At 66.9% G+C, this 22,630-nt stretch carries 14 protein-coding genes; 7 read left to right on the forward strand and 7 right to left on the reverse strand.

Annotated features, from left to right (window positions below; all coding sequences use genetic code 11):
• Nucleotides 1–65 precede the first annotated feature (65 nt).
• From ACIBCN_RS33060 to ACIBCN_RS33070, 3 genes are all read right to left on the reverse strand, one after another.
• On the reverse strand, nt 66–8,801 hold the full coding sequence (locus ACIBCN_RS33060) for a hypothetical protein (RefSeq protein WP_396995632.1): 8,736 nt from the start codon (nt 8,799–8,801) through the stop codon (nt 66–68).
• A gap of 55 nt (nt 8,802–8,856) precedes the next feature.
• Nucleotides 8,857–9,180 carry a hypothetical protein gene (locus ACIBCN_RS33065; RefSeq protein ID WP_396995633.1) on the reverse strand — a complete coding sequence of 108 codons (324 nt, stop codon included), beginning with the start codon at nt 9,178–9,180 and terminating at the stop codon, nt 8,857–8,859.
• 650 nt (nt 9,181–9,830) lie between these two features.
• Nucleotides 9,831–10,613, reverse strand: a complete 783-nt coding sequence (locus ACIBCN_RS33070; RefSeq protein ID WP_396995634.1) for a MerR family transcriptional regulator — start codon at nt 10,611–10,613, stop codon at nt 9,831–9,833.
• A 168-nt stretch (nt 10,614–10,781) separates the two neighbouring features.
• Between ACIBCN_RS33070 and ACIBCN_RS33075 the strand changes: the two genes are divergently transcribed.
• The 4 genes from ACIBCN_RS33075 to ACIBCN_RS33090 all read left to right on the forward strand — a co-directional run bounded on the left by ACIBCN_RS33075 (nt 10,782) and on the right by ACIBCN_RS33090 (nt 16,940).
• Entirely contained in the window at nt 10,782–12,347 is a 1,566-nt protein-coding gene (locus ACIBCN_RS33075) for an amino acid permease (protein ID WP_396995635.1), read from the forward strand.
• Nucleotides 12,348–12,449: 102 nt separating this feature from the next.
• Nucleotides 12,450–14,765, forward strand: coding sequence for a tetratricopeptide repeat protein (locus ACIBCN_RS33080; RefSeq protein WP_396995636.1), 2,316 nt, complete (start codon nt 12,450–12,452; stop codon nt 14,763–14,765).
• Nucleotides 14,766–14,824: 59 nt separating this feature from the next.
• Complete coding sequence (gene dtd, locus ACIBCN_RS33085) at nt 14,825–15,268, forward strand: D-aminoacyl-tRNA deacylase (RefSeq protein WP_396995732.1); 444 nt, start codon at nt 14,825–14,827, stop codon at nt 15,266–15,268.
• 148 nt (nt 15,269–15,416) lie between these two features.
• The gene (locus ACIBCN_RS33090) at nt 15,417–16,940 is read left to right on the forward strand and encodes a hypothetical protein (RefSeq protein WP_396995637.1); all 1,524 of its coding nucleotides are present in this window, start codon (nt 15,417–15,419) and stop codon (nt 16,938–16,940) included.
• A gap of 4 nt (nt 16,941–16,944) precedes the next feature.
• Here the strand turns inward: ACIBCN_RS33090 and ACIBCN_RS33095 are convergent, their stop codons facing one another.
• Complete coding sequence (locus tag ACIBCN_RS33095) at nt 16,945–17,226, reverse strand: PLD nuclease N-terminal domain-containing protein (protein ID WP_396995638.1); 282 nt, start codon at nt 17,224–17,226, stop codon at nt 16,945–16,947.
• A gap of 347 nt (nt 17,227–17,573) precedes the next feature.
• On the opposite strand from ACIBCN_RS33095, the gene ACIBCN_RS33100 reads away from it, so the two are divergent.
• The 3 genes from ACIBCN_RS33100 to ACIBCN_RS33110 are packed head-to-tail and all read left to right on the forward strand — an operon-like array spanning nt 17,574 to nt 19,354.
• Entirely contained in the window at nt 17,574–18,095 is a 522-nt protein-coding gene (locus tag ACIBCN_RS33100; RefSeq protein ID WP_396995639.1) for a DNA-directed RNA polymerase subunit beta, read from the forward strand.
• Nucleotides 18,092–18,520, forward strand: coding sequence for a DUF4254 domain-containing protein (locus tag ACIBCN_RS33105; RefSeq protein ID WP_396995640.1), 429 nt, complete (start codon nt 18,092–18,094; stop codon nt 18,518–18,520). Before ACIBCN_RS33100 ends, ACIBCN_RS33105 begins: the two co-directional genes overlap by 4 nt.
• 42 nt (nt 18,521–18,562) lie before the next feature.
• Nucleotides 18,563–19,354: a class I SAM-dependent methyltransferase gene (locus ACIBCN_RS33110; protein ID WP_396995641.1), complete on the forward strand. Its 792-nt coding sequence runs from the start codon at nt 18,563–18,565 to the stop codon at nt 19,352–19,354.
• A gap of 544 nt (nt 19,355–19,898) precedes the next feature.
• On the opposite strand, the gene map is transcribed toward ACIBCN_RS33110, so the two are convergent.
• The 3 genes from map to secY are packed head-to-tail and all read right to left on the reverse strand — an operon-like array spanning nt 19,899 to nt 22,598.
• Nucleotides 19,899–20,699, reverse strand: coding sequence for a type I methionyl aminopeptidase (gene map, locus ACIBCN_RS33115; RefSeq protein WP_396995642.1), 801 nt, complete (start codon nt 20,697–20,699; stop codon nt 19,899–19,901).
• A gap of 22 nt (nt 20,700–20,721) precedes the next feature.
• Complete coding sequence (locus ACIBCN_RS33120; RefSeq protein WP_396995643.1) at nt 20,722–21,279, reverse strand: adenylate kinase; 558 nt, start codon at nt 21,277–21,279, stop codon at nt 20,722–20,724.
• Nucleotides 21,276–22,598, reverse strand: a complete 1,323-nt coding sequence (gene secY, locus ACIBCN_RS33125; RefSeq protein WP_396995644.1) for a preprotein translocase subunit SecY — start codon at nt 22,596–22,598, stop codon at nt 21,276–21,278. The genes ACIBCN_RS33120 and secY overlap by 4 nt, the downstream gene beginning before the upstream one ends.
• Nucleotides 22,599–22,630 lie beyond the last annotated feature (32 nt).

Genomic DNA, 22,630 nt, shown 5'->3' on the forward strand with positions numbered 1-22,630 from the left:
CAGTGCACAAAAGTGTCGACTATCTGCTGTTCTGTGGCACAGGACCTTCGCATGCCGGGTGCCGGTCAGGCGAAGATGGTGGCGCGGCGGGACGGATCGATGAGAACGTCACGGACCAGGAGCCCGAGATCCATCTCGGTGGGCAGGGACCGGTAGATGACGTCGAAGGCGGGGACGCCCGCGACGCTGACCACGAATCTGGTGTTGCGCTGATCGTAGGGATACCAGTCGACCGAGACCGGGCCATCGAGATCGATATCGCGGTCGCCGGCGCGCAACCCCAGCTTGCCGTAGTGGCGGTAGAGCACCACCGGGGCATCACCGAGGTCGCCGTAGACACCGCCGAGTTGACTCGGGCCGGCGGGCGTCGCTCGCAGTGCGCCGGTGATCGGGTCGAACTCGGCGAATACGCCGTAGCCGACGTATGGGCGGACGACAATTGTTGTGTCACTGCTGGTTTCGCGGGGGTAGGACCGTCTGTTGTGACCGTTGCCGTCGTTGCGGCCACCCTTGCCGCCCGCCTGTGGCCCGCCGCCCATCGGTGGCGGAGGCATGGGAGTCCACGGCGGCATCGATGACCCGGACGGATCGCCCGACGGAATCGGCCCGCCTGGTGGCGGATTCGGCGGTCCAGGTAGCCCGGGTGGTACAGGTCCGCCTGGGGAGGGGATCGGCGGATGCGGTGGCCATCGTGGTGGCACCGGAAGCTCCGGTGGCACGGGCAAGTTCGGCGGGGCAGGCGGCATAGGCAGCTGCGGTGGTTGCGGGAGCTGCGGGGGCACAGGCGGATTCGGAGGGAAGGTCGGGGCAGGGGGATTCGGCGGGGCAGGAGGCACAGGCGGTAGCGGCGGAGGTGGCGGTGTCGGCGGTAATGGTGGCGGCACCGGCAGGTTCGGTGGCACCGGTAGCACGGGCAGCTGCGGTGGCACCGGTAGCTCCGGTGGCACGGGCAGCTGCGATGGTTCCGGGAGCTGCGGGGGCACAGGCGGATTCGGAGGGAAGGTCGGGGCAGGCGGCATTGGTGGCACCGGCGGGGGCGGCGGCTCCGGGACGTGCGGAGGCACCGGTGGGCGCGGAGGTTCCGGCTGCGGCTGCGGCTGCGGCTGCGGCTGCGGCTGCGGCTGCGGCTGCGGCTGCGGCTGCGGCTGCGGCTGCGGCTGCGGCTGCGGCTGCGGCTGCGGAGGAACCTTCGGGGGCTCCGGCGGGACTGTCGGAGGTTGCGGGTCCGGTACCGGCCATGGTTTCGGCGTGATGTCTACCGGCGCGGGGAACTCGAATTCATAGTCCCTCGGCGGATGCGGAATGTGCGACCTCAGTGCCCTACCGGGCAACTGCGGCGGCCGCGAATCCCGCTGGCCAGTACCGGGTTCCGGCGGTTCACCACCATCTCCACGACTCGCGCGCAAGCCACCCGTACCGTTCTCCGACCTCGGCGTCGACCCATCTGTTGCCCCTGGCCGACGTGACGGCGAGTCTTGGTTCGCAGATCCCGGCGGGCGCGATGGCGGATCTTGCGGGAGCACTGCGGTGGTCGGTGGTTCTTCGTCCGGTCCGTCGGAGTGGCGGCGGTCGAGTTCGTCGAACTTGGCGGTCATCTCGCGATGCGCCTCGTCGAGATCCGCCATCAGTCGCTGGTGTTCACTCTGCGCCGCGAGATCGTCACGAATCTGCTCGAGATGTTCGAGCGCCCGGCGCAGCGAGGCATCGGCCGACTCGGAATGACGCCGGTAAGCCTCATCCACCTTCGCCAACTCACGCGCCAACGCCTCATCGATCCGCGAACGCGGCTCCACCGAATCCGACTCCGACACAACACCATGCGTGTTCAACTGCCCGGCCAGATCACGACGGATCCGCTCGAGATGATCGAGCGCGCGCTGCGACTCAGCGTCGGCCTCGTCCGCATGACGCTGATACGACTCATCGAGCGCGGCGAGCTCACGCGCCAACGCTTGGTCGATACGCGAACGCGGCTCCACCGAATCCGACTCCGACACAGCATCATGCCCATCGAGCTGGTCAGCCAATTCACGACTGACTTGCTCTAGGTGATCGAGCACCCGCTGCAACTCGGCGTCAGCCTCATCGGCATGTCGGCGATAGGCCTCATCCACCTTCGCCAACTCGCGCGCCAACGCCTCATCGATCCGCGAACGCGGCTCCACCGAATCCGACTCCGGCACAACATCGTGCCCAACGAGGGGCTCGGTCAGATCACGACCGACCTGCTCCAGATGATCGAGCACCCGCTGCAACTCGGCATCAGCCTCGTCCGCATGGCGCTGATACGACTCATCGAGTGCGGCCAGCTCACTTGCCAACGCCCGATCGATCCGCGAGCTCGGGTCCGGCTGTGTATCCGCATCCGACAGATCTTCGCGCGCTTGCGGTTCAGTGGATTGTGGGTCCTCGGTTTTGGGTTCCGGCGGCTTCGTCGGGTCACCCGAACTATTCGGTGTACGGTCCGACTCTTGCTGCCGCACAGTGCTATCCGTATCGACCCGGTCGTGCGAGCCGGTGGATTCCGCAGGCTGGTGGCCGTTACCTTCGACGGCCGGGTGCTCGGCACCGTCCGATCCGGGTCCACGCGGTGCCGGGTCGATGGGGGTTGGAGTGGCGGCGGGGCCCTCCTCGTCGGGCCCATCCAGCTTGGGCGAAGTATGTCCGTCGCCGGGCTGTCCGGGCTGGTCACTCGCGGGCAGCTGCTCCGGCGCACGGTAGAACTGGTCGGCCAGGTCGGCCAGGTCGCGGATCTGGGCCGCGCGCTGTCGAACCTCATCACGCATCTTCGCGATTTCCGCGGCTAGTTCCTTGGGGCTCAGGCCCTCGTGTTTTTCGATCTTGCCGTCCCGGTACGCCTCGTACACCTTGCGGAAGGTCGCGTCGTCGGCTCCGGCCAGATCGACGCCGACGAGCCGGGCCCAGTCCCGGTTGGGGTCGGGTCGGCCGGTCTCGGCGTCGCTGTCGCGATCCCAGGTGCCGTCGCCGTCGGGGCGCCCGGGGTGGTCCGCGAGGGTCTGCCCGAAGTCGAGCGCGTCTCCGGAACGGAGTGCGTCGCTGATGATGTCGCGCAGCGCGTGGATCGCCTCGGGATCGTGGATCGGCGGCTCGCCGGTCACCCGAGGGTCGGCGGACAGATCACCGCGCGGCACATCGGAATACGGATCGATTGTGATCAACGCGTCTGTGTACTCGGTGAGCGCGCTCTTCAACAGGTCCTGCTCGCCGCCGCGCTCCAACCGCGCGAACAGCTTGCGTAACTTCTTCGGGTCCAGGCTGTTCGAGTCGAGCCCGTGCACGAGCCTGCCCGCGTCGTTCTTGTGGTACTTCGGCGGGAACAGCTCTGATGGTTCGACGCCGAGTCGCTGCGCCAGTTGGTCGCGCGCGGCGGCGAAGGCGGCGGGATCGAGATCGCGCAGTTGTTTGGCGTACGCGACGAGGTCACCGACCTGCTGTGCGCGCAACGCGTTTCGGAACGAGTCGTCGGTGAGTGCGTCGGCTAGCCGCTGCGGCGTCAACTCCGCCTCGGGAATGCCGAGGCGGGTGGCCAGCTGGCTGCGCGCGTCACCGATGTCGTTGAACGACTCGATATCGTTCATCGAGCGGGAGAAGTCGGCCAGCGCCTCGATCTGGCCGGCCCGAACGGCGTTGTCCAGCTTCATATCCGCGATTGTCTGCGCCAACCGGTCCGGATGCAGCGCCTCCGGCGGCAGCCCGAGGGTCTGCGCCAGATCGACCAGGTCCGCGAGGACTTCGGCACGCGGCCGCGGCGGTGCTCCCGGGGCGTCCGCCGCCGACAGGCCGGCGTGCGGCGCTTCGGCGTTGTCGAGCACGACCGGCCGCCATTGACCGTCGCTGTCGCGCAACAGCGTTACCGCGAGATCGCGGCCGTCGATGGTCTCTCGATGGTGATAGACGTCGGGCGTCTCCACCGGTTCGAGATGGATACGTCCGTTCCGATCCGTGCGCGCCTTGTGGTAATCGACCTCGACGTCGCCTCGGTTCACCGCATGCGCGAGATCCGGGTTGTCGGCGAGCACGCGGGCCAGCGCCGCGGCGCGGTCCTGCGGCCCATCGATGACCACGAGCCGATCGGGCACGTCCTCGCCGACCGGGATCCGGATCACCTGGTCGCCGAACGGTTCACCGATCGGCGGCTGATCGTCGGATTCGGGATGCAACCGAATCTCGGCGGCATCGGCGAATTCGGCGACGCGGTCGGCCCGCGCCTGATTCGCGGCCCGCAGCTCATCGATCCGCTGCGTGGTCACCGTGTCGATGTCCAGCCCGAACATCTGTGCCCAGGTGGACAATTCGTCACGCAGCTGGTCCCGGCGCAGCGCGTGCTCGAAGTATGCGCGCGGTCCCTGGTCGCGGCCGAGTTCGTTGTCGTCCGGCCCGATATCACCCCACTCTTTCAGTGGGTCCGCGCCGTTGCCGACCGGCGTGTACTGCTGCACACCCGGCGCACCCTCGAAGGCCGCGTTGATCTCTTTGAGGAAGCGGCCCATCGGGTTTTCGTCGAAGAAGCTGACCTCGTCGGAGTACGGGATCGGCACCCCGGCCGGGTCGGGCTCACCGCGCCGGGCAGGACGGTCGTAATCGTCGTAATCGAACTCGTCGTCATCGAGGAAGAAGCTGTCGTCGTCCTCGTCGTGCCTGCGCGCGTCGGGCCTTTCGAGTTCACCGGGCGGCCGATTCCGCTGCTCGCCGTCATCGAGTGCGGGCCGGGAATCCTGGCCCGCCACATCCTCTTTGGTGTACGGGCGGGTCTGCTCCTCGTTGAATCGCTGGTGCGCGTCGGCGAGGCCTTCGATCGCTGCGGCCTCGCGCAGCGCGCGGTACTCCTGCTCGTCGATGACCCGGCGCACCGACGCCGGATCCTCATCGGGCAGGTCGAAGCCGAGCCGGTCGGCCAGTTCCGAGAGCGACTCGTGCTCGGGCGGTGGACCATCCGGCTCTGGCGTCGGCTCCGGGTGCTCAGGTGGCTCCTGTTCGAGCACCCTCGCCTCGTCCTCAGAGACCAGCCCCAGCCGCTCCATGTCGTCGACGATCCGCTGCCGCTGCTCCGGATCGGACACGGAGAGCGCGTCTTCCAGGACAGCCCTGGCCTCCTCCGCCGAAATCTGCTCGACCTCGAAGAGATCGGTGATGGTCTCCCGAACCAGATCCGGATCCGCGTCGCTGACCCAGAAGCGGTACTCCTCGCCGTCCGCGGTGCGCGGAGCCACGAAATCGCCCGCGACATCGGGAGTCCGTCCCGACAACTGGCCAAGGATCGGCAGGTGTTCGCGGTTCTTCCAGATCGTCGCGCCCTCTTTCAGGATGCGAGCGACGTTGGGCGCCTTGTCCGCCGAATCCGGGGCGGGCCCGACGTGCGGGACGTCCGGCGACTGCGGCACGTGTGGCGTGGGGGCGGGCGCCGGATCGAGCAGATGAGGCGCGTTGGCCACCCCATCGCGCAGCGCCGTCTGCCCGCGGCCGTCCTCGCCCGAGCCCGACGGATACTTGGGGTTGTCCCCTTCGTAGCCGCGAACGTAGATCCGGTCTCGAATGCGTTCCCACGCACGGCGAACCGGCGACCTCTTCTCGACCTCGGTCGAACCCTCGTGCCGCGCAGGTGGTTCCCCATCGTTGGCGGGCACCGCACGCCAACGATCCTCGCCGTCCGGATGCAGGGCCAGCGGTACCTGCTCGCCGTCGACGTCGAGGGTGAGCGGATGGGTGTCGTCGGCCAGCACCACCTCGTCCGGTTCCAGAACCTCGGGCACGCCGGAGTCGTTGTCACGGTTCGAGTTCGACTCGTGACCGGGATCGTCGGGTGCGGCTGGCGGCGGTAGTTCGCTGGGTGGCTTCTTTCCGCCGCCGTCCGACCCCGACGCAGGCTCGACGGGGTCGCCGAGCGGCCGTTGTCCGACATCGACATTGCGCAATGCCGATTCCCTCGGCGGCACCCCGCCGTCCCCGTGCTGGTGCGGAACTCCGTTCTCGTCGAACAGGATTGTGCGGGTGGCCTGAACCGGATAGTCGGCGCCGGGCAGGATCGGCGGGAAGTCGTGGCGCAGGCCTGCGGCCGGATCGTGCACCACGATCCCGCCGTTCTCCTTGAGCAGCACATAGGCGTGCGCGCCGACGTTGTGTTCGTCGGTCTTGCCGTACACGTCGACGACCAGCGCGGCCACGCCGTCAGGGCGCTCGATCCGATTGCCGTCGGCGTCGAGCACGAAGCTCCCGTCCGGCTTGGTCTCATACATCAGCGCGTCGCGAATCTCATTGTGGTTCTCGACATCTCGCAACGGTGCCTTGGCGGCCTGCTCGATTTCCCCCTGGGAGACGCCATCCGGGCCGATTTCTCGGGTCGGCACGTCGATCACGTCGCTGCCGGTGACCTGGCGGATCAGTTCGAGACTGCGAATCGCGCAGTCTCGCGGCTGTTCGGTGTCGGACGGATCCGGTCGCGCGGCGGTGTGATCGTCGTCCGCGCCTGCGACAGGATCCGGGTGCGCGGTGCGATCCGCGCGTGGCGCGTCCGCGCCGGTTACCGGGGCCAGCGGCAGCATGCCTGCTGCGTCGGGTGGCGACGGACCGTCGCCCTCATGTCGAGTCTGCGGACCATCAGTGGGTGCCGCCGAAGCATCCGCCTCGCCCCGTGCGCGCGGAGCAGGCTCACCGGTCGAGCCCGACTGCAGGGTGGACTGACGGTCGGTGCCGTGCGGCGACGTGTCAGCTACGCCGCTGCGGTTCGGCTCGGGCCTGGTCCGCGGCGCGGTACCGTCGCCGCTGCCGTCGCTCGCGCGCGGACGATCGGCGGGCGGGCGCCCCTCGCCCGCCGGTCGGCCGTCTGGAGTTCCGGCCCGCGGTTGCTCGGCGCGCGGCACGTCCGAAGCGGCATGCGCGCGCGCCTCTCCGGAGGCAGGGCGAGGTGGGCCGGATGATGCTGGGTTGCTGCGGCTTTCGCTACCTGTCGTCGGGTTGGCCGATGTTGGATGGGCGGGAGCAGCGCCTGGGTTGGTGGCAGGCGTTGTGTGGATAGCCGCGGTGGCGCCGATTCCAGCATCGCCGTTGTGCACCGAACCCGGATCATGGCCAGTCGGTGTGGCGTCGATCCGGCCGTCGGAACCGTTGCCGTGCACCGCATTCGGCGCTACGCCTGCTCGCTGGGTTGCGGAATCCCCCGAATCGCCGTGCGCTGCAGCGTTGTCGGGCCTCGGGGCGGCACCGTCGACTGGTCGAGTACTGCCGTCGCCAGTCCGGATAGGCCGGTCTCCGTCGGAATGAGACGGCGTCGAATCCCCGTCCCTCCCGGTGCTCGCCGCGTCGCCCGATCGACTTCCGGCGTCGCCCGAAGTCCTACCCTCGCCGTCACTCGATCCACGGGTATCGCCGGATCCGTTGGTATCACCTGAATTCCGGCCGTCACCCGAAGCCCGACCATCTCCAGAACCATTGGTCTCGCCTGAATCCCGGCCGTCACCAGAACCATTGGTCTCGCCTGAACCCCGTCCGTCACCGGGTGCCCGCCTATCGCCAGAACCTGTGTCATCCCCCGAATTCCGGCCGTCGGCTGCGTCCGCGCCGTGCTGCCGAGCGTTGTCATCTCCCCCGGCGCGACCGTTGCCCTCGGCATCCCCAGCTCCGGCGGGCCTGGTCGCGCCGCCATCTCCGGTCGTGCCCCGACCACTGCCATCCCCCGCACCGGCGGGCACTCCGGCGCCATCCGGCCGCAGCCCGACGCGGGTACCGTCACTCGAATTCGCCCCGTCACCGCCGGAGCCATTGAAAACGTCGTCGAAACGAGCCCCGAATCCGGGCCTGCTGAAAAGGGCCGGCCGCATGTTTCCCCAAGCGTGCTGCGCGCCAACCTTGTTCAGGCCGGACATCGCGCCGTTCGACGCACCCGCAGTGAACATCCGCCAATCGACCTGGGTGTTCTTCAGGTTGTTCCACGCGTCGCCCCAGCCGTTGCGTGCGGCGTCGATCCCGAATTGCGTGCCCGTCGCGGCGACGAAGCCCGCACCGGCTCCCATCAGACCGGCGGCGGGGCCGGTGATCGCGGCTCGCATCCACGGCTTCATCTCCGAGCTCAGCCGGTGGCCGAGCCAGTCGCCGAACGGGCCCGCCGCGGCGCCGCCCGCGGCCGAGCTCACCGCGGTGACCGCGACCTGGTCCCAGTTGATCGCGGTGCGGTGGCCGTGCTCGACCTGCCACTGTTGCACGCCGAGTTCCTGCAGCGTGCCGAGCACCGTATCGATCGCCACATGCCGCAGCAGGAACTTCGCCAGCTTCGACGCGACGAGTTTGCCCGCGTGCCGGATGATCGCGGAGACGACCCGCTCACCGATGATGCGCACGGCCAGCCGGGTGAGCCCGATCGCGGCCGCCTCGACCGCGGGCGCGGTCGGCGGAAACAACCACGCCGCAGCGAGTTCGCCCGCCAGCATGCCGAGCGAGGACCAGTACATCAGCTTGGCGTACTCGATCTCGGTGCCGACGCCGTTGGCGGATTCGCCGATCTGGTCGAAGAGCTCGGCCAGCTTGTTCAGCGACTGGTCCTTATCCGAACCGTCGCCGGAACGCATGCTGTCGAAGCCCTTGATCATTTCCTCGACGCCCTCGCCGGCGGGATAGGCGGTCAGCGAGGCGCTCTTCGCGGCGTCGATATCGCCGAGGATGGTGCGCAGATCGGCGGCGGCGGTATGCCAGTCCTGGGCGAGGGCCCACATCTGGTCTTCGTTGCCCTCGGGCCACTCCATGCCGACAATCGGCTCGAGCCACTCGAGGAAGCCCGGCAGTTCGATCATGTTCGACTATTCCGATATCAGCGGCTCGCGGGGCGACCGGGCCGCAGGCCGTCGGTCAGGAGAAACCGTCGCGGTTGCCGTGTTCCATCTTTTCGAGCAGCTCGGCGCTCTTGGTCTGCCCGGTGGAGAAGTTGCCGAGGGAGCCCGCGATGTTCTGCGCGCCGGTGATCATGTTGTCTCGCGAGGAGGTGTAGCCACCCGTGCCGTCCGGCCCCTTCGCGAAGTTGCGGCCGAGTGTGTCGTTGCCCCAAGGGTTTCCGCGCGCGTTGAGCGACGCCTGCAGGGTGTGCAGCACCGTGTTGATTCGGTCGCGTGCGTCGCCGGTCTTCTTGGCTGCCTTGAAGAACAGATCCGAGTCGTACTGGATTTTCTCCGCCACCGCGTTCCCTCCGCGTCTGTGCGGTCGCCCCGCACCCACATCAGCTCGTACGCATCCGACGATGACACCCGATAGCAACTCCCCTGTTGCTCGCACATGAACGGAAAGTGCCGCGACAGTTACAGGTAACAACTGGGTACACCTAGTCGTCCACTCCGCGAAATGTGCTACGCGCCTTGATGTTCGGTGCTCGGATGAAGTCGACTCCGATGACGGAAGACGCCGAGGTCAGGCGTCGAATCGCACGGGCCGTCCGCAGCTCACCGGACCGTGTCACGAGCCGGGGCCGTACGCATCCACGGCAAAGATCGCTGAAGCGTTGGGAGACAGAGCGTTGCGGCGACAGAGTTGGGTGGCAAACACACCGCCACCGAGCTAGCTACGGCGGCGCGCGCCATCCGAACGAATGGTAGTGCCATGCCGTCGGCGGGAATCTCAACCGCATACGGCATCAGCTACGTCGGCGTGATGCGTTGCGGGAGTCGTCGGGCGGCTACTCGAGCCCGGTTGCCAGGTTCCGGGGGCATGCGCAGATTGGCGTCGCTTTGTGCATGCCCCCAGATCCCGACTTCGATGTTACATCAATCAACGTGCCGCTGTCTAGCGGCAAGTTCCAAGATGGGAGTCCTACCTACCGGCAACGGCCAGCCCTATTGACCGGGCAACTCGTCGGCCAGATCCGCGATATCGCGTTCGAGGTACCACGCGACGAAACGGTTGACCAGCTCGCCGGCCGCCTGACCAGGCACGACCCGGGCGGCAGCGACTCGCTCGGCGAGCACGGCCCGATCCGCCGGCGTGCGCCCCGACTGCTGGAACGACTGCCAGGCGGTCCGCTCGAACGCGTCGACGACGCGGCGGGCGATGCGGTCGCAATCGCCCCGCAACCGCTCGACCTCGTCGAGCACCTGGGCCGACGACGCCCCCGCCGCCGCCAATTGCTCGGCGATCCGCACGAGCTGATAGTCGGCGACGACGTAGGTGGCGGCATCGAGCGGCTCATACATCCCGGTCGCGACAACCCGGGCGAGACCGTGCGGAACATCACGGTATCGATCCGCGAGTTCCGTTGCGGCAACAACCTTTTCACTGACCGTGTGGGTCACACCAGGTTCACTCGGCGCACCGAGCTCGGCCGCAACGCCGGGGTGCGCGAGATCCTCCGGCTCGGGAACACCGAGGATGTCGCCGAGGTCGTCGCCACGGTCCCAGGCCTCGAGCAGTTCCCTGATGCCGTTCAGCTTGATGCCACGATCCAGCAACCGGCCGATGGTGCGTACCCGGTTGAGATGATCGGACCCGTAGAAACCGGTGCGCCCCTTCACCTGCGGCGGCGGCAGCACGCCGCGCTCGTGATAGACGCGCAGGCTCCGCACGGTCGTGCCGGCCTCTCGCGCCAGCTCGTCGATCGTAAACTCCGTACCTGCTGCCATACCTCAAGGAAACCACACCGTAACCGCGTTGATCGCTGGTCCGAGGTGAGCCGAGTCGGCATGACGATCGAGTTTCATGAGATGACAATCATGTACATCTATTGAACGTGCCGTTAAACAGCGGTACGTTACTGAGCGATATGACTGCCGTCACATGAAAGGCCTGGCATGACCATCGTTCGAACTCCCTCAGAGGCGCAGGAGCCGGCCGCACGGGCCCTGCATGCCGAGGATGCGGGCTACCACAAGGCGCTGCGCCCACGCCAACTGCAGATGATCGCCATCGGTGGCGCGATCGGCACCGGGCTTTTCCTAGGCGCGGGCGGTCGGCTAAAAGACGCCGGGGCAGGGCTTTTCGTGGCGTATGCCGTGTGCGGCGTCTTCGTGTTCTTCATCCTGCGGGCGCTGGGTGAGCTGATCCTGCACCGGCCGTCGTCGGGCTCGTTCGTCTCCTACGCTCGCGAGTTCTACGGCGAGAAGCTGGCGTTCGGCGTCGGCTGGATGTACTTCTTCCACTGGTGTATGACCGGCATCGTCGACATCACGGCTATCGCCACCTATGTCCACTATTGGGGCAGCATGCATGTCATCCCGCAGTGGGTGATCGCGTTCGTCGCCTTGGCCATCGTGGTCGCCATCAACATGGTGTCGGTGCGCTGGTTCGGCGAGATGGAATTCTGGGCCGCACTGATCAAGGTCGTCGCGCTGGTCGGCTTCCTCATCGTGGGCACCATCTTCCTCGCGGGCCGGCACCAGATCGAAGGCAAGAACACCGGGATCAGCGTGATCAGCGATCACGGCGGCCTGCTCCCCAACGGCATCGTCCCGATCGTGCTGTGCACCACCGGCGTCATCTTCGCCTACGCCGCGGTGGAATTGATCGGTACCGCCGCCGGTGAGGCGGAGAACCCGGAAAAGATCATGCCGAGGGCCATCAACTCGGTGATCGCGCGTATCGCGTTGTTCTACGTCGGTTCGCTGGTGCTGCTCTCGCTGCTGTTGCCCTACACCGCTTTCAAGTCCGGCGAGAGCCCGTTTGTCACCTTCTTCTCCAAGATCGGTGTCGGCGGCGCGGGCACGATCATGAACCTGGTCGTGCTGACCGCAGCGTTCTCCAGCCTCAACGCCGGGCTGTACTCGACCGGGCGCATCCTGCGGTCGATGTCGATGAACGGCAGTGCCCCCGCGATGGCGGGACTGATGTCCAAACGGGGTGTGCCCTACGTGGGCATCCTCGCGACCGGCGCGGTCGCGCTGATCGGTGTCGGGCTCAACGCCCTTGTCCCGGACAAGGCCTTCGAGATCGTGCTGAACATGTCGGCACTGGGCACCATTACGGCGTGGGCGGCGATCGTGGTCTGCCAGCTCAAGCTGTGGCGCTGGTCGAAGGAAGGCCGGATGGAGCGTCCCTCGTTCCGGCTGATCGGCGCGCCGTACACGAGCATCGCGACGCTGATCTTCCTGGCCGCGGTGGTGCTGCTCATGCTGTTCAGCAACAGCGAGGTACAGCGTGGCGCGGTCATCGCGATGGGCGTGATCATGGTTCCGGCCATGATCCTCGGCTGGTTCTTCGCGCGCGGCCGGGTCATGCATCTCGCCGGGTTACGCGAAGGTTACACCGGCGCGTTCCCCGTGGTCGCCGAGCGTCCGATGGAACATCGCGACCCGCGTATCGCCGAAATATCCCGCGCAAGCAACAACACCGCAACGGACAATGAGGCAGAATCGCGCTAAGGCCGATCTGACCCGCCCGCTGCGCGGCAACGGTTGTCCACCGTTGCGGCGCAGTGGTGCGGGATCGGCCCGATGTTGTACGCGTTGTGCTGAGAGGGTCGCATGCCGGAACACTCCAGTGGCTCCGACGACCTTCGCCCTGCCGCTCCATCGACCACACTCACCGAGGATCTCGCGGAAGTGACGTACCGGGCCTCCTATCCCTGGGCCACCCGACGCGCATCGCCCACCGAAACCAGTCCGTGGCAGCCCGATCAGGACGACCCGATCGAGCCGTCAGCCGACCTCGGCTCGGAGCGCAGCGTTCGATCCCGGCCGAGCGTTCGCCGGCTCAGCGCCGGATTGGTCGACCTCCCCCGGGTGTCTCAGGTCGACCCGGCCACCGCGATACTGCGCAATCCCGAAGTGCCCGAAGACAAACGCTTCTGCTGGAAATGCCAGAAGCCCGTCGGCCGCTCGGCAGACAACGGAGCTGTCGCCTCGGCGGGCAAATGCCCGCATTGCGGATCACCGTTCAACTTCCGGCCGCTGTTGGCACCCGGTGACCTGGTGGCTGACCAATACGAGGTGCAGGGCTGCCTCGCGTACGGCGGGATGGGCTGGATATTTCTCGCCCGCGATCGCAATGTCAGCGACCGCTGGGTAGTCCTGAAAGGACTGCAGAACCCCCTCGATTTCGAGGCCCACGTGGTAGCGCTGGCCGAACGTCAGTTCCTGTCGGAAATGGCGCACCCGGGGATCGTGAAGATATTCAACTTCGTCAAACACCGATCGGCGGACGGAATTCCGTGCGGGTACATCGTGATGGAGTACGTCGGCGGGCAATCGCTGAAAGCAATGCTCGATCTGCACGCGCCCGAACGTATTCCGGTCGCCGAGGCCATCGCCTATGTGATGGAGGTGTTGCCCGCGCTGGACTACCTGCATTCGTTCGGCCTGGCCTACAACGATCTGAAACCCGACAACATCATGGTCACCGAGGACGAGGTCAAACTCATCGACCTCGGCGCGGTGGCGGCCAGGGAATCCGGCGGCAGTCTCTACGGCACCCTCGGCTATCAGGCACCTGAATTCACCAGCACCGGACCGACGGTGGCATCCGATATCCACACGGTCGGCCGCACCTTGGCCACGTTGACCCTGGATATGCCGACGGAACCACGCGGCCCGAAACTCCCCGGCATCCCGACCGCCGATGAGGAGCCGGTGCTGCGCCGCTATCCCGCCTTCGAGCGGCTGCTGTTGCGCGCGACCGACACCGATCCGACCCAGCGTTTCCCCTCCGCCTACGCGATGTACCGCCAACTGGCCGGGGTGCTCCGTACCGTCCTCGCCGAGGACACGAACCGGGAATACCCGCAGACCTCCGCCGTATTCGGCTCGCTGCGCGGCGATTTCGGCATCGATACGTTGATTCGGCAGACCGAAGGAGTCATCGAGGGTGTGCATCAGGTGCCTATCCTCGACCCGCCGAGTGTCGCTGCCGCACTGCCGGTCCCGCTGATCGACAGCGAGGATCCGAGCGCGGAACTGCTGTCGCCCCTGCTGCACGGTGATCCCCGGCAGACCCTGGACACGCTGCGGCAGAGCACCGCCGACATGAGCGCGGGCGCCATCGGCACACCCGAAACCTTCGATCTGGAAGGCACGTTGACCGCGGTCCGGGCGCACCTCGACCTCGGCGACGTCGAGCAGGCACGGGAGCACCTCGCGCGGTTGCTGCCCGACTACGCCGCAGACTGGCGGATCGATTGGTACACCGGCATCGCGGACCTGTCCTGCGCCGACTACGCCCAGGCCTACGAGCAGTTCGACCGCGTCCACTCGATGGTCCCCGGCGAGATCGCGCCGCTGCTGGCGCTGGCCGCGACCGCCGAACTCCTGCTACAGACGAACGCCGACGAGCCGAACCGGTGGCGCCGCGCGTCGACCGAGTACTACCGGTCTGTGTGGCGCAACACCCGCGGGGTGGCGAGCGCGGCGTTCGGTCTGGCGCGCAGGCTTGCCGTCGACGGCGACGTTTTCACCGCGGTCGCCACGCTGCGGCAGGTGCCTGATTCGTCGCGGCATCACAACGCCGCACAGATGACCGCGTGCCTGCTGCTGGTCACCCGGCCGGTGACCGAGCTGACCCAAACCGACCTCGACGCGGCGGCGGCGCACCTGCACGCGCTACCGGATGACCCGCGTCTGATGCAGTTGCAGGTAATCGTCTTGACCGCCGCGCTGACCTGGCTGAGCAGAGGTGGGCGGCCGGAATCGCGGGCCACCATCCTCGGCTTCCGCTACAACGAGTCCGGCCTGCGCGGCGGACTGGAATCGACGCTGCGTGCGGTCGCGCGGAGCACCACGAATCGACTGCATCGCTACGCACTGATCGATCTGGCAAATGACGTTCGTCCCCGTTCCCTGTGGTAGCCAGCGCTATTGACCACCCACCGTTCGCCCCGCCGGCAGGCACGGCATGATCAATGGCTGTGCGAGTGCTGCTGCAGCGAGTGACCTCGGCCCAGGTGCGCGTCGACGACGAGATCGTCGGACGCATCGACCCGGCCGCGTCGGGGGTGCCGCACGGCCTGCTCGCGCTGGTCGGCGCCACCAACGGGGACACCGAGGCGACCGCGAAAACCCTGGCCGACAAGGCGTGGCGGCTACGCATCCTCGATGGTGAACGTTCCGCGGCCGACCTGGCCGCGCCGATCCTGGTGGTCAGTCAGTTCACTCTCTACGCCGACACCGCCAAGGGCCGCAGGCCGTCCTGGAACGCGGCCGCGCCGGGTCCCGTCGCTCAGCCGCTCGTCGAGGCGTTCACACAAGCGCTCCGTGAACTCGGCGCCACCGTCGCGACCGGGCGGTTCGGCGCGCATATGCACGTCGAGCTGGTGAATGACGGACCGGTCACACTGCTGCTGGAAGGTTGACCGCGCACGCACTCGAGTTCTCGCGCCGAGGCCGCTGGTTCGGCACGCACCGGCCGCGGAAGGATCCTGGTGCGCCGAGCCGCTAACCGTGACAGACTCGTGCGTTAGAAGGTGCGGGTGGCTCGATGCCGCCGGTTAGCGGAGGATCATGCTGGAAACGAGGGACGCGATGGATCTGGACGCGCTGGAGCGTCGGGTCGCCGCGGATCGGTATGCGGCGCTTGATCGTTCGATCGAGGCGGATCTGCGACTGGCCACCTCGCTCGCTGATCTAGCGAAGGGCTTTATCGCCACCAAGACCAACGGGTCGGTTCGCGACCGGACCAGGGACGCGCTGGCGCCCGCCGAGGAGGCCGTCGCCATTCGGCTGCGGCTGCTCTCCACCGGACAGGTACTCAACGCTCGACTCGCGGGCGAACTGAACGAGGCGCTCCGGTCGGTCGAACTCGCGGCACGGCACAGCGGTCGCCGGGAACTCGCCACCACCACCATTCGCCGCGCGTGCGACGCGTACCGGCAGGTGGCGCGCATCCATCCGGAGGTCGCCGGGCTGTGCGCCGACGGCCTGTCGAAATGTGGTGTGTGGCTTGGTCGTCTCGATCAGGATGCCGCCGTAGCGGCGACCGAAGAGGCCGCGCGGATCCGCAGCGCGCTTGCCGCGGCGACGCCGGAGCTCTCGGGTAAATACCTGGCCAGCCTGAGCACGTTGCTGCGGACGCTGATGGTCGGCCGGTCGCGCAAGCAGGCGCTGTCGATGTATCGCGAGCGGTACTCCGCGTTCACCTCGACGAGCATGTCGATCAGGTTGCGCGCGTGCGGGGTTCAAGACCTCGACCTGACCCCGAAGTCGTACAAGGCGCTCGCCGAGCTCAATTGCCGCACGCTGGAGCAGGCCGGGCGGCTGACCCAGCAGCAGATCCTGTTCAAGTCCTCGGGCGATCTGTCGACCGTCGAGGAGATCAACTGGAAGCTCGCCCTCGTCGGCCTGCGACCGCTGCTCCCCGGCGCGGAACCCGATCCGCCGTCGATGCCCGTGCAGATCGGTACGAGTTTCGGCGCACTGAGCGTGTACTGCCCGGTGCCGGACGCGATCGCGCAGATCCGCGCGGCGATCATCGGCGCGTACGCGACCGACGACGCCTACCCGCTGGATCGCGAGAGCTATCTCGGTGCGCGCGAAGAACATTGGAAGATCACCGACGCCGAAGTGAATACTGCGGAGAAGCTCAGCGACGACGTGGTGCTGATCGATCAGCCCTACGGCGGCTGGGTGACGGTGATGAGCCTGAACTGGGAGCTGACGCCGGTCGGCAAGCACCCGCTGGCGATGCGCCTGTCCCAGGATTGGCCGGTGGCCGCGATCACGGTGACCGAACACGTCGCCTACGAACTGTGCTGGTACGAGCACGGTGCGGCCACCCAGTACGCCGCGCTCGGCAGGCCGGCCGGGCAGGCGCCGCTGGACAAACCGCTGGCGCCGTTGGACTTCAAGATGCTGGCCGATCTGAACGCCGACCGGGCGAACGAGACGAAGCTGCGCGCGGCATTCGGCAACACGCAGATGTTCGCCAACCTCACCTATCTTCCGTCGAGCGGCCTGCGACAGATCAGCGCGACCACCCCGCTCGCCGAGCACGGTGATCGCGTGCTGTTCTTCCGTACGACGCCGTGAGGCGTCACACCGCGGTGGTCGGCCGCACCGGCTGAATGGTCGAGTTGCGGCCCCAGATGAACCACACCACCGGGCCGAGGAACGGGAACGCGAGCATGAGCAGTACCCAGATCGCCTTACCGGCCGCTGCGTAGTTGCTGGAGCGTAGCGCGCTCACTACACCGGCGATGAACAGTGCGATGGCACCGATGGCGACGGCGATAGCGAAGACGCCGAAGGCGATCGAGCCCGCCGTTTCGGCGGTACTGGCCAGGGCGGGAGCGGAAGCGAGAGCAATTGTTGTCATGCCATTCAGCGTAGGGACCGACCCCGTCTCGCCACATCAGTGACTAACCCTGAATTTGCTATTGCCGATTCGACCGCCGGTGTACGCCGCGAGGATGACCTCGTATACGACGTCGGGAGCGAACGGGCATCAGGGTTGTGCCAGACAATTCAGTATTAAAGTACCCGCGATCGCGATACCAGCGTTTGCCCCGAATCGCGGAACGACGTGCGATCCATACGTCAGCCGAGCGGACGGCACGAAACCCGCAGGCGAACTTCTCGAGAACTAATTGAACGGAACGTTTATGCCCCGCCATGGAGTGCTCTACTGAGATCACGCCCGAACGGTGTCGTAGGTCACCCCCAATGACCAGGACCAACCGGCTCGGGCGGCTTCACCAGACAACGATGCTAGTCGAGGCTCTTCTCATGGATCAACTGGCGTTGGCGGAGACCCCAGCCGCCCGATGCGCCTATTACCGCCATACCTGCGACCTACCCGCCGGATTCCATCCGGAGATCGGCAGGATCACCGTCCGTGCCGGATTCGTCGGCGCGATCACCATGCCCGCCCCGCTTGGTCAGCAGGTTCACGACGATTTGATACATCATCGAAATCCATTGGGCCCCGTCATTTCTCACGTGCGCTCGAGACGTTGGACCTTCTTGATCCGGCCCGACCTGCCCGACGACGTCCGGCTGTTCGCCGAGCTGTTCCGGCTCAACGTATCGATCGTGCCGATCGGCGGCGAGATCGCGCTGCCCTCCCCCGCCGACTTGAACGCCGGCTACCGTGAGTGGATTGTGGCCCCGGAGAACAATTTTCGGCCATCCGGAGCGGCCATCGTGGACACCGTGCGCTCTTGCCGGAACATGGGGCCGCGATGACCACGGGACAGCTTCCCGCGAAACATCAAGTGCTGCAAGCGTGCCGGGGCGAACACCCGGAGAACAATCCACTCCTGCGGTGCGCGCACGAACTGACCACGCTGCACGAACGACGGCTCGGCGCGGGTCGCGAGGTAATCGACGAAATCGATGCGCTCCGAGCAAGTTTGATGCGCGACATCGATCGCTGGATCACCGTGCAGCTGCCGCCCGCGCACGGCGCCGCACACGTGCACACCGAGACGGTCGGCGCCGTGATCGACCGGCTCGCCCAGTTCACCGCCAACGCCTATGCGGCGCTGGCGAGTGCCTCCGAATGGGACCTGTGGGACGCCTGGCAGCGCCTCGCGGAGCTGGCCGTCGGCTACGACGACCTGGCCGCCGAGGTGAGCGCGGGCGTGCGGCGGTTGCCCGGCGCGTCGTAAATCTGGCCCGCTTGGCGGCTGCCCGGACTTAGGGTGGGGCGCATGGGGAATACGACTGATCGAGATGCGAGCGACCGTGCCCTGCACGCCCGTCGGGCGGCCTCCTTCGGCGCCCACGCGACGGACTACGCCGAACACCGGCCGGACTATCCGTTAGCGGCGATCCAGTGGGCGCTGGAAGCGGTGCCGGGCGTCCCCGCGCCGATCGTTCTCGACCTCGGGGCAGGCACCGGCAAGCTGACCGAGGGACTGCTCGCCGTCGGTGCCACGGTGATCGCGGTCGAACCCGACGACGGCATGCGCGTCGAGCTGATGCGGCGACTGCCCGGCGTCCGCGCGCTAGAGGGGTCGGCGGAGGCGATTCCACTCGCGGACGGGTCGGTGGACGCGATCGTGGCCGGGCAGGCATTCCACTGGTTCGATCAACAGCGCGCTTTTCCCGAGTTCGCGCGGGTGTTGCGGAAAGGCGGAGTTTTCGCGGCGCTGTGGAACACCGACGATATGCGGGTCGACTGGGTCGCCGGATTGAAGCGCGTTTCGCGTTCGGAGTCGTCGGCGCCGCCGCCGGAACTCGGCTCCGCCGAACTACCCGAGCACCCGCTGTTCGAGGGTTTCGAGAGCGCCCGATTCCCGCACACCCAGCGGCGGACCGCGGAGTCGTTGACCGCGACCATCGGAACGCACTCGCACACCCTGGTGGCGTCGCCACAGCAGCGGGCCGAGGTGTTGCAGCGCATCGTCGACTACCTGCACAGCAGGCCGGAGACGGCTGAAGGCGAATTCGACCTTCCCATGGTGACTTTGGTGCTCCGCGCCACCGTCCGACCCCGCTGACCGGTTCCTCGAACTTTGCGGCCGCCTTGCTCGGCCACCCGGCGACTACCTGCCGCAAGGGAATTCGCACACCACACACAATTTCCGGACGCGGCGCCGACCGACCCGAGGGCGCCGCGGACGCGAACCGCGTGGTGCGCCAACCGGATTCGAGTAGTGGCCTACTCGCGTCGCACCCACCCGCCCGAACATACGCTCACAGCAGAGTTCAGAACGTAGCGATCAGGCACCACCGTCGACCTGATTTCGCCACCACGGGCAGCGTCGCCCGACCAAACGTCACGGTCGCGCCGCAACGGCGCAAGGAACGACGACACCGATCCAGCGACCTCGCTGGGTATCGCCATCAGGCGAGATCGTCCGGAACGGGGGCCACCCCGCCGGCGTCGGTGCGGTTCGACTCCTCGCCACGCAGCGTCACCGGCCCAGGGTTTCCGAATAATGTTGCGCCGCTCGATCTTCCGCAAGGAGGGGTCGGCAGAGATCGGCGGCGCCAACGGTGGGGCAGACACCGGCACCGCGCCATCGGTGTTGCCCGAGGTACTTACTCCGGGCGCAGGGTGAGGATGCGGGGGCCGTTTTCGGTGACGGCTACCGTGTGCTCCCAGTGCGCGGCGCGGGTGCCGTCCACGGTGACGACGGTCCAGTCGTCGTCGAGGACCTGGGTTTGCGTGGTGCCGAGGGTCAGCATCGGCTCGATCGCGAGGACCGATCCCACCACGAGCTTCGGGCCCTTGCCCGGATCGCCCTCGTTGGCCAGGAACGGATCCAGGTGCATTTCGCGGCCGATCGCGTGCCCGCCGTAGCCGTCGACGATGCCGTAGGCGCGGCCGTGCAGCTGTTCGGCCGCGCGGGTACCGAGCTCGATGGCGTGCGAGACATCGGAGAGCCGATTACCGGGCACCATCGCCTCGATACCGGCCTCCATGGACAGCTTGGTCGCCTCGCTCAGCAGCCGGTCGGCGTCGATGATGTTGCCGACGCCGAACGTCCAGGCCGAATCACCGTGCCAGCCTTCGAGAATGGCGCCGCAGTCGATGGAGACCAGGTCGCCCTCGGTGAGGATTTCACTCGCGGTCGGAATACCGTGCACCACACGGTCATTCACCGACGCGCAGATCGAGCCGGGAAAACCGTGGTAGCCCTTGAAGGACGGCACCGCACCCGCGTCGCGGATGACCTGCTCGGCGACCTCATCCAGCTCCAGGGTGGACACCCCGGGCTTGGCGGCCGCGCGCACGGCGACCAGGGCGCGACCGACGATCGCGCCCGCCGCCGCCATGGCGTCGAGTTCACCGCTGGTGCGAAAAGGCACCACCTTCTTGTTCTTACGGCCGAAGACCATCAGTGGCCCGTCATGAACAGCATCAGCGGCCCAGAGCCTGCAGCACGCGGCCGTGCACCTCGTCGATGGTGCCGACGGCGTCCACCGGGACGACGATCCCGTCGTAGTGCTCGAGCAGCGGCGCGGTCTCGTCGCGGTAGACCACCATCCGGTTGTGAATGATCTCCGCGTTGTCGTCGCTGCGCCCGCTGGTGCGACCGCGGTCGACCAGGCGCTCGATCAGAATCTCTTCCGGCACATCGAAGCTCAGCACCGCGTCGAGCTTCTTGTCCATCTCGGCGAGGATCTTCTCCAGCGCGTCGGCCTGATCGACCGTGCGCGGGTAGCCGTCCAGCACAAAGCCGTTCGCGGCGTCGGTCTCGTTGACCCTGGCCTCGACCATGCGGTTGGTGACATCGCTCGGCACCAGATCGCCCGCGTCCATGTACTTCTGCGCTTCACGGCCGAGCAGCGTCTGCTGGCTGATGTTCGCGCGGAACAGATCCCCGGTGGAGATGTGCGGAACGCCCAGTTTCTCCGAAAGCAGGACGGCCTGAGTGCCCTTGCCGGCACCCGGCGGACCGAGCAGTACAACTCTCACTTGAGGAACCCTTCGTAATTTCGATTCATCAGCTGGCTTTCGATCTGCTTCACCGTGTCCAGCCCGACGCTCACCATGATCAGCACCGCGGTGCCGCCGAACGGGAGGTTCTGACCGTTACCGGAAGCGCCGATATCGAGGAAAAGATTCGGCAGGACAGCGACAAGACCGAGGTAGACCGAGCCGGGGAGGGTGATGCGACTCAGCACATGGTTGAGATAGTCCGCGGTGGGCTTGCCGGGGCGGTACCCCGGGATGAAGCCACCGAACTTCTTCATCTCGTCCGCGCGTTCCTCCGGGTTGAAGGTGATCGCGACGTAGAAGTAGGTGAAGAACACGATCAGACCGAAGTAGATCGCGATATAAACCGGGTTGCCCGGGTTCACCAGGTACTTGGCGATGATCTCCTGCCACCAGCTCGGATCCGGGTTGTTCTTCGAGGAGGTGAGCTGGGAAACCAGGTTCGGCAGGTACAGCAGCGAGGACGCGAAGATGACCGGGATGACGCCGGCCTGGTTGACCTTCAGCGGTAGATAGGTCGAGGAGCCGCCGTACATCTTCCGGCCGACCACACGTTTGGCGTACTGCACCGGAATTCGGCGCTGGCCCTGCTCTACGAAGATGACCGCGGTGATGATCGCGAACGCGGCCACACACACCAGGCCGAACACCAGACCGCCACGGCTGTCCAGGATCTGCTTGCCCTCGGTGGGGATACGCGCGGCGATACCGGCGAAGATCAGCAGCGACATGCCGTTGCCGACACCGCGCTCGGTGATCTGCTCGCCAAACCACATCACCAGGGCCGCGCCGGCGGTCATCACCAGCACGATGATGATCATGCCGAAGATGCCGTTGTCGGCGATGATGTCCTTGTCACAGCCTTGCAGCAGCTGCTTGCGGGAGGCGAGCGCGACCAGACCGGTTGCCTGCAGGATCGCCAGCGCGATCGACAGGTACCTGGTGTACTGCGTCATCTTGTTCTGGCCGGACTGGCCTTCCTTGCGCAGTTCCTCGAACCGCGGGATGACGACGGTCAGCAGCTGGATGATGATGCTCGCGGTGATGTACGGCATGATGCCGATCGCGAACACCGACAGCTGCAGCAGCGCGCCACCGGAGAACAGGTTGATCAGCTGGTAGATACCGCCGGAATCACCGCCGGATACCTGCTTGATGCAGTCCTGGACGGCCCTGTAATCGACACCGGGGGACGGCAACGCGGCACCCAGACGGTACAGCGCGATCAACCCCAGCGTGAAGAGAATCTTCCGCCGTAAGTCCGGAGTCCGGAAGGCCGATACGAAGGCGGAAAGCACAGATCCTCCTGGCGAACGACATGGTGGTCAGG

It is taken from the genome of Nocardia sp. NPDC051052 (genome assembly GCF_044456045.1).
Classification (GTDB): domain Bacteria; phylum Actinomycetota; class Actinomycetes; order Mycobacteriales; family Mycobacteriaceae; genus Nocardia.